Origin of the sequence: Streptomyces sp. S063, assembly GCF_002832675.1 — a bacterium.
Classification (GTDB): domain Bacteria; phylum Actinomycetota; class Actinomycetes; order Streptomycetales; family Streptomycetaceae; genus Streptomyces; species Streptomyces sindenensis.
The window spans coordinates 7,125,244-7,132,887 of record NZ_CP021707.1; the positions used below are offsets into that span (position 1 = coordinate 7,125,244).

8 protein-coding genes and 3 pseudogenes are annotated in these 7,644 nt (G+C 70.4%); 6 read left to right on the forward strand and 5 right to left on the reverse strand.

What is annotated here, in order from left to right:
* Positions 1-389: 389 nt before the first annotated feature.
* A complete protein-coding gene (locus CCZ36_RS32355) occupies positions 390-683 on the reverse strand; it encodes a DUF6221 family protein (RefSeq protein WP_069739331.1) in 294 nt (97 codons plus the stop codon).
* Positions 684-1,035: 352 nt separating this feature from the next.
* On the opposite strand from CCZ36_RS32355, the pseudogene CCZ36_RS32360 reads away from it, so the two are divergent.
* Positions 1,036-1,182: pseudogene (locus CCZ36_RS32360) on the forward strand (IS5/IS1182 family transposase); the annotation flags it as partial.
* On the opposite strand, the gene CCZ36_RS32365 reads toward CCZ36_RS32360, so the two are convergent.
* The gene (locus tag CCZ36_RS32365; protein WP_128819174.1) at positions 1,174-1,662 is read right to left on the reverse strand and encodes a DUF5959 family protein; all 489 of its coding nucleotides are present in this window, start codon (positions 1,660-1,662) and stop codon (positions 1,174-1,176) included. The pseudogene CCZ36_RS32360 and the gene CCZ36_RS32365 overlap by 9 nt on opposite strands.
* Positions 1,663-2,338: 676 nt before the next feature.
* Positions 2,339-2,683, reverse strand: a complete 345-nt coding sequence (locus CCZ36_RS35140) for a hypothetical protein (protein WP_206515783.1) — start codon at positions 2,681-2,683, stop codon at positions 2,339-2,341.
* Between the two features lie 56 nt (positions 2,684-2,739).
* Here CCZ36_RS35140 and CCZ36_RS35145 point away from each other — a divergent pair, with 56 nt between their 5' ends.
* From CCZ36_RS35145 to CCZ36_RS32395, 5 genes and pseudogenes are all read left to right on the forward strand, one after another.
* The gene (locus CCZ36_RS35145; RefSeq protein ID WP_206515784.1) at positions 2,740-3,336 is read left to right on the forward strand and encodes a hypothetical protein; all 597 of its coding nucleotides are present in this window, start codon (positions 2,740-2,742) and stop codon (positions 3,334-3,336) included.
* Complete coding sequence (locus tag CCZ36_RS32380; protein ID WP_237302777.1) at positions 3,333-4,427, forward strand: glycosyltransferase family 4 protein; 1,095 nt, start codon at positions 3,333-3,335, stop codon at positions 4,425-4,427. The genes CCZ36_RS35145 and CCZ36_RS32380 overlap by 4 nt, the downstream gene beginning before the upstream one ends.
* Positions 4,428-4,993: 566 nt before the next feature.
* Positions 4,994-5,182, forward strand: a pseudogene (locus tag CCZ36_RS37065) (glycosyltransferase); the annotation flags it as partial.
* Positions 5,183-5,432: 250 nt separating this feature from the next.
* Complete coding sequence (locus CCZ36_RS32390; protein WP_069739336.1) at positions 5,433-6,293, forward strand: glycosyltransferase family 2 protein; 861 nt, start codon at positions 5,433-5,435, stop codon at positions 6,291-6,293.
* A 24-nt stretch (positions 6,294-6,317) separates the two neighbouring features.
* A pseudogene (locus CCZ36_RS32395) lies at positions 6,318-6,746 on the forward strand (catalase HPII); the annotation flags it as partial.
* A gap of 122 nt (positions 6,747-6,868) precedes the next feature.
* Here CCZ36_RS32395 and CCZ36_RS32400 read toward each other — a convergent pair.
* Both CCZ36_RS32400 and CCZ36_RS32405 read right to left on the reverse strand, forming a co-directional pair.
* Positions 6,869-7,210: a DUF3140 domain-containing protein gene (locus CCZ36_RS32400; RefSeq protein ID WP_079149683.1), complete on the reverse strand. Its 342-nt coding sequence runs from the start codon at positions 7,208-7,210 to the stop codon at positions 6,869-6,871.
* Complete coding sequence (locus tag CCZ36_RS32405) at positions 7,207-7,431, reverse strand: DUF2945 domain-containing protein (protein ID WP_128819175.1); 225 nt, start codon at positions 7,429-7,431, stop codon at positions 7,207-7,209. The genes CCZ36_RS32400 and CCZ36_RS32405 overlap by 4 nt, the downstream gene beginning before the upstream one ends.
* Positions 7,432-7,644 lie beyond the last annotated feature (213 nt).

The following is a 7,644-nucleotide window of genomic DNA, read 5'->3' on the forward strand; positions in this document are numbered from 1 at the left end:
GTCTTGTGCTCGGGACTCGGGGGGGCTAGTGAATGTGAGAGGTGGTGTATCCGCATCGGGCACATCCGCCGAAGTCGAGGCGCAGGTCTGCCGCTGAGTCGGGACCGCAAGCTCGGACCGGCCCCCAACGGTCCGGTCATGGGCCTGCCCGCCTCGCCGGTGATCGGCTGCTCCTACGTCCACTCCACCGACGACCACTCCCGGCTTGCCTGCAGCGAAGTCCTCACCAGCGACCGCCAGGACACGTTGATCCAGCGGCTGGAGCATCCCCGCTTGCGCGGAGAGCACGGGAACTCGTGGGGGGGAGAGAGTGAGCGGCGGAGGCGGCGACTTCGTCGGTGACCTGTAGCCGAGGTCACCACCTTGGCAGGGGACTTGGCGGTCGAGCGCTAGTCGTGCGGGTAGTCCTTGTGCTCGACGTAGGGGGCGGCGAGGAGCCGCAGCTGGTACTCAGCAGTCCGGTCGGCTGCCCCACCTGCTCCCAGGTGCGGGATGACGGTGTCCTCCAGGAGTGCGAGGTGTACCTCGGCGGTGGCGACGGAGAACCGGGCATGCGCCGCGGCCGGCTCGGGATCTACACCGAACCGCTCGGGGGCCTTAGCCACCGTGCTGCTTGCGAAGCGTGCCTTCTCCAGCTGCTCGTCGAGCCGGGCCCGGAGGAAGGCCACCAAGGCGTCGGTCATGAAGGGCTCCCGGTGTTCTGCTGCTCGCGGAGGTCGTCGAGCAGCGACGGATTGACGATCTGGATGATGGTCTCAATTTCACGTCCCCCAGTTCACCCAGACCGTGACGCCCCGCGAGATCGACGGCGTGTGCCATCTGCCGAACCAACGCCCCTGGGCCGCTGTGTACGGCACGGCGGCCGGTAACCCGAGGAGAACCCCGGGGACCAGCTTCTCCGGCTCACCTCCGCTCGAGCGGAGGTGAGCCGGCCGAGGCGGTTGTCCAGAAGCTGGTCACGGAGTGCTCTCCGCGCGAGCGGAGGTGAGCCGGTGGGGCCCCTGCCCCTGCCCCTGGGCGTCTGGATCGTCGCAACGCTGGTTCGTGGAGCGTGGGTTCGCCCACCTGCACTGGTTCCGCCGCCTGCGGATCCGCTGGGAGATCCGCGTCGACATCCACGAAGCCTTCCTGACCCTCGGATGCGCCCTCATCTGCTGGCGGCGCCTTGTCTCCCTACCCTGACAGCGTCGGAACCCAGTGATCCATCACCTGGCGCAGACGCTGGCGGTGGTCAGCAATCCAGTTGTCCGGCGGGACGAGCGGGACCCGCACGGTGACCATGGACCCGGACTCGTCCTCCACGACCACCTCCGGGCAGTCACGCTCGCCCGTGAGCTGGATGAAGATGGACGGCCCGCTGCTCATCTCCATCCAGGCCACGTCTTCGCCGGCGTCAAGCCGGTCCAGTGCGTCGGCCCAGCTCTCCAACCTCGCGACGTACAGTGCCAGGTCGATACGGCCGGATACGAAGGGCGTCGTGACGACGATCTCCGCGTCGAGCCCGGCGGTCCACCTGGGGCTACGTCCCAGAACGTTGACCGAGACGCTGTTGCCCTCGTCATCAGCGAGCGAGATGAGCTCCCTCGGAGAACTGTCGCCCATAGCTGCCCTTTCGTCGGCGAGTACCGAGCGATCCTCGCCCGGCCTGGGGCCATCCTTCATCTCATTTTGTTGGGAGTTCCCAGTCGAGCGGGTCCCCTTCGTTGTGCGAGCCGATGGGTGAGGGAAGGCTTCTCCGCGCTCCCGGCGGTGATGTCCTCAACAGCGGCTGCCTGGACACCGGGCCCCAGCCGGTGACGTCCATCGCGTCGCCGTCGGAGTGCAGGGTCCAGGCGGTCTGGGACCACCGGCTCGACGTCCTTCGGTGCGGTACCCCCGGCGAGAGAGGTGTCGACCCGTACGGGCCAGGGCTCGTCGCGTCCGCACGGGGAGCGGTTGCGGCTGCCCCAGGGCTTCGCGATCCGGTCCACCGACGTGCTCAAAAGGTCGGTCTCGTTCCGGAGCGTACGCCGGCCCTCCACCTCACCGGCCCGGTCGGCCGTCTCCGGGTCGCCGAGTGGGGTAACGCGAATCGCACCGACGAAGACACCGTCGTACGGTGCGAAGCATGGCCCCCTGCCGAGCACGGACCAGGGGAATGTGGGCACGACCGATTGGGGAGCTCATCGTGGCCGAGCCATTGGCCCACCACCGTCCGGGCGGAACGCCGCTCCGAACGCGTGACACGCGTCGCGGAGAAGAAGCGGCCGCGCCGCAAGGGCCCAGCCGGGTGTCCGAGTCCGCCGACACCATTCGGGTGGCCTCGGTCCCGGCCAACCACGTCTATGTGCGCCATCTGTCACCGCCCGAGGGCGATCGCGTGACACGGCTGGCCGACCCCCGTCCGTGCGGCGTGCCCGTCGGTTCCCAGCAGTGGTGGCCGCCGGTCATGCTCGATCCCGGTTGGGTGGACGAACACGCGGACTCCTTCGACGTCTTCCACCTCCACTTCGGCTTCGACGCACAGACCCCTTCGACGCTGAACGACCTCCTCGCAGCGCTCCGCAGGAACGGGAAGCCGCTGGTCTACACCGTCCATGACCTGGCCAACCCCCACCACCACGACGAAGGCGAGCACCGGGCGCAGCTCGACGTACTCGTCCCCGGTGCGGACCGGCTCATCACGCTCACCCCGGGGCTGCACGGGAGATCGCCGTACGGTGGGGTCGCAGCGCCACGGTCCTGCCGCACCCTCACGTCGTGGAACCCGACGGGCTCCTGCGCCCCCGGCCCCGGCACGACACGTTCAGAGTCGGCCTGCACGCGAAGAGCATCCGCCCCAACATGGACCCCCTGCCCGTGGTCCGCGTGCTCGCCGACGCGGTGGCCGAACTCCCGGGCGCGGTGCTCCGCGTCGACTGCCACCCGGATGTCGACGACCCGGAAAGCCACTGGTACGCGCCCGGAGTGCTGGACGAACTGGGTGGGATGAGTCGTGAGGGGCGGCTGGAACTCAGTGTGCACGACTACTTCGACGACGACGCGCTGTGGGACTACCTGATCGGCCTGGACGTCTCCGTCCTGCCCTACCGGTTCGGCACCCACTCCGGATGGCTGGAGGCGTGCTTCGACCTCGGCACCGCCGTCATCGCCCCGTCCTGCGGGTTCTATGCCCAGCAGCGCCCGTGCTTCGTCTACGGACACGACCGGCGGGGGCTGGACGCGGCCTCCCTCCGTGACGCGCTGCGAACGGCGTACGAAGTGCGTCCCGGCCCGCGTGCCGACCCGGTGGAGCGCGGCGCCGAACGGGTCCGGATCGCCCGGGCCCACGAGGTGCTCTACGCGGACCTGCTGTGACCGGTCCCCCGCAGGCCGCTCCCTCCACGGCACCCCTGCGTATCGCGCTGATCGCCTCCGCGCGGCACCCGATCGCCGAGCCCTTCGCCGGTGGTCTGGAAGCGCACACCTGGACGCTCTCCACGGCCCTGCGCGCCCGCGGTCACGAGATCACCGTCTTCGCCGGGCCCGGCTCCGATCCCGGGCTGGGCGTGGTCGAGATGCCGTTCCGTACAGCCCGGATCAGCGAGAGCGCCTGCCGGGACACGAGCATGGTGGCGGTCCCCTGGCTGGAGGAGCACCACGCGTATCTCCAGCTGATGCTCGAACTGGCACGCAAGCCGTCACGGTTCGACCTCGTGCACAACAACAGTCTGAACTACCTGCCGGTGGCCATGGCCTCCGCGCTTCCCGTCCCGGTCGTCACCACGCTGCACACCCCGCCCACCCCTTGGATCGAATCGGCCATCCAGGTCGCGCCGCACTGCCCGGTGCACTTCAGCGCGGTCAGCGCCCACACCGCCGCCGCCTGGCGGCACATCGTGCCCTCGGCCACCGTTGTGCACAACGGCGTCGACACCCGGCGCTGGACGCCCGGCCCCGGCGGGGAGAACCTGGTCTGGTCGGGCCGGATCGTCCCGGAGAAGGGCACGCACCTGGCGATCGCGGCAACGGAGCTGTCCGGCCGAGGGCTGCGGATCGCCGGGCCGGTGGGCGACGCCGACTACTTCGAGGCGTTGGTGCGTCCCCGGCTCAGCCGCACCATCACCTACGAGGGCCACCTCCACCAGCCGGATCTGTGCGAGCTGGTCGGGTCCTCGGCCGCGGCCCTCGTCACGCCCTGCTGGGACGAGCCGTACGGCCTGGTGGTGGCGGAGGCGTTGGCCTGCTCCACACCGGTCTGCGGTTTCGCCCGGGGTGCACTTCCGGAAGTCGTCACGCGCGCATGCGGCCGCCTGGTACCGCCCGGCGACACCGTGGCGCTCGCGAAAGCCTTCGAGCCCACGATCGCCCTCTCCCGGGCCGACGCCCGACGGCACGCGGAAGCCTTCTGCTCCATGGACGCCATGACCCGCAGCTACGAACGCTTCTATGGGTCGGTGGCGGCATGATCGGCTACTACGTACACCATCACGGTAGCGGGCATCTCCATCGCGCCCGGTCCATCGCGGCCCACGCCCCGTTCCCGGTGACCGGGCTCTCCTCGCTCCAGGCCCCCGAAGGCTGGCCCGGCCCCTGGGTGAGCCTGCCCAGGGACGACGACGGCGATCCGGACACGTTCGGTGATGTGACCGCCGGTGGGCGGCTGCACTGGGCACCGGTCCTGCACGGGGGACTTCGAGGACGTATGGCACGGATCGCCGAATGGATCGCGGCGACGTCACCGGCGCTCCTGGTGTCCGACGTCTCCGTCGAAGTCGCCCTGCTGGCAAGGCTGCTGGGGACACCGACCGCGGTCGCGGCCATGCGGGGCGAGCGCACGGACGCGCCGCACCGGACCGCCTACGACCTGGCCGAGGTGCTTCTCGCCCCGTGGCCCGCGACACTGCCGGAACCCGGGTGGCCGCGGCACTGGCGGGCGAAGACCGTGCACACGGGGGCGTTCTCCCGGTTCGATGGCCGCTCCGCCGCACCGGGGGAGGCGCGGGCGGACCGGACACGGCGGGTGCTCCTGCTGATGGGGTCGGGCGGGCGCGATGTCTCCACCGCCGAGATCGCCGCGGCGCGGGCCGCCAGCCCCGGTTGGCGGTGGACGGCCCTCGGGGGTCCCGACGGGCGGTGGGAGGCGGACCCCTGGCCCGTGCTCTGTGCGGCGGACGTCGTGGTCACCCATGCGGGCCAGAACGCCGTCGCCGAATGCGCCGCGGCCCGCCGCCCGGCGGTGGTGGTGCCGCAGGAGCGCCCGTTCGGCGAGCAGGCGGCCACCGGGCGCGCCCTCACCCGCGGCCGCCTGGCCGTCGTCGCGCCCCGGTGGCCGGACGCCGAGCACTGGGCCGCGCTCCTCGAACAGGCATACGCCCACGGTGGGGACCGCTGGTCCCAATGGGCCCCGGCGACGGAGCCGCCCGCGCAGCCAGCGCTCTGGCCGATGTCGTACACCGAAGGGGGGCTGCGTAATGCGTACAGCGGTCATCACCCCGGTCTCCGGACGCCACCGCCACCTGGCCCTGCAGCAACGCGGCCTGGCGGCCGGCTCACGTTCGCCGGAGCAGTACGTGGTCGTCGCGATGGACGACCCGGAACTGGGCGCGGTGGTGGGCTGCCGCGAGCCTGCCGCGACGGTCGTCGAGTGCCCCGTGATGAACGGGCGTCTGCCGCTGGCCCGCGCCCGGAACCTGGGAGCCTTGCGCGCCATGGAAGGCGGCGCCGAACTGCTGGTCTTCCTGGACGTCGACTGCGTCCCCGGTGAGCGTCTGCTGGAGCGCTACCGGCAGGTCGCGCTCGACGCCGAGCACCAACACTCGCTGCTCTGCGGCACCGTCTCCTACCTGCCGCCTCCAAGCCCGGACGGATACCGGCTGAGCGGCCTTCCCACCCTTGCCGGTCCTCACCCGGGCCGGCCCGCGCCCCCGGCAGGGGAGGTCCGTCGCAGCGAGGACCACGAGCTGTTCTGGTCCTTGTCCTTCGCGGTGACGGCGAAGACCTGGCGCGCCATCGGCGGATTCTGCGAGGAATACGAAGGGTACGGCGGCGAGGACACCGACTACGGGCAGCAGGCTCGCGCGGCCGGCGTCCCGCTCGCCTGGGTCGGCGGCGCTCCGGCCTTCCACCAGCACCACCCGGTCTCCGACCCGCCCGTAGCGCACGTGCACGACATCCTGCGCAACGCGGAGACGTTTCACCGCCGATGGGGCTGGTGGCCGATGGCCGACTGGCTCAGCGCGTTCGCCGACCGCGGCCTGGCCCACCGGGACCTGGCCACCGGTCGCTGGTACCCCGGTCCGGAGCCCGAACAGCCCGGTGAGCACAGCGAGTGACGCCCGGGCAGGACCGTACGGCAAGCCGTACTGGACGCCGGTATGGTCCCACTCGTCATCGCCCCGGCCGGTGGCACCATCGGGCCGGACCACGAACCCGTCACTGTGCAACGCACCTTCACCACAGCGCGATCCGTCGAGTTCGACGCCATCCTCCTCGCAGGCGCATTGGCCCCCGGCTCTGACGCGCGCGGCGCCCGCGACGCGAAAGTCGACGACGACGCCGTGCCCGCCGGGATCGACCCCCGCGTCCTGCTGCTGATCGCAGAGGCGTTCCGCCACGGCAAGGCCATCGGAGCCTGGGCCGATGGCCTCGACGCACTCCAGACCGCCGGGGTCGCCCCTGACGCTCCCGGCGTGGTGACCGGCGGGGACGCCACAGAGGCGCTGGAAGGCCTGATCGAGATGCTGGCCCACCACCGGGCCTGGGACCGGTTCGCCCCCGCTGCCTGAACCCCGTCCACCCCCCCCGGGGCACGCCCCCGGGGGGACAGAACTACGCGCCCCGGGGGCATGCACCATGACCACCGAGCACGAAAGGCTCGGTCGGTTCACCATGGGCTGCGGAGACGCTGCTACTTCTGCGGGTCGTGGCCCCAGTTCATCAGTGAGTATCGCCACGGGGTGTTCTTGATGTCGCCCTCGGGGCGTTGCCCGAGATGTCGGCGTACGTATCCGGAGACTTTTCGCATATGCGCGAGATCGTTTTCGCTGAGATCTTCTTTGCGGGTCCGTAGCAGATGGACAATGCGTCGGCCGGAGGCATGGCCGGTGGACTCCGTGCCGCTGTCCTTCTGGCCCACATCACGTGACTCGTCGGTGTCGAGCCATCTCTCCAGCTCGCCCGGTGCCATATTGACGTCCTCGCCGAACCGGTCGATCGTGTCCTGCCGCTCCTTTTTATTGCCGCCACTCACGAGCTGCCGCGATTCTTCTTGAGTGCCTGCGGGCGATGTACGGCCTTGTTGCCCGTCTTTCTGCTTTTCACCTCGTACTGCGGGTCTTCCTCGGAAGCATCGACGGTCCGGCCGCCCGCGTCAGTCCGGTCCTCGATCTTTCGGGTGACGGAGCCCTTCACGTTTTGCCCGTGACTTCTCCAGGTGACGTCGTCGCCTCTGTTCAGCTTCTTCTTGGCCATGAGGCGGTCCCTCTCCAGTTCCGGCACCCAGCTTCGGGCCGCCCGGTGCCTGTCGGTTCTGATCAGCATCGTGCCTGTGATGAGTGATGTGCGCACGCCGGGGAGGAGCTGGACGTTTCGACGGACTGTCGTCGTGGTGCCTCTTGTCCGGCGGGCGACAGGACTGGCCGTGGAGGGACGCGTGGCGGGTCGCGCAGACCCATGCGGTCGTGA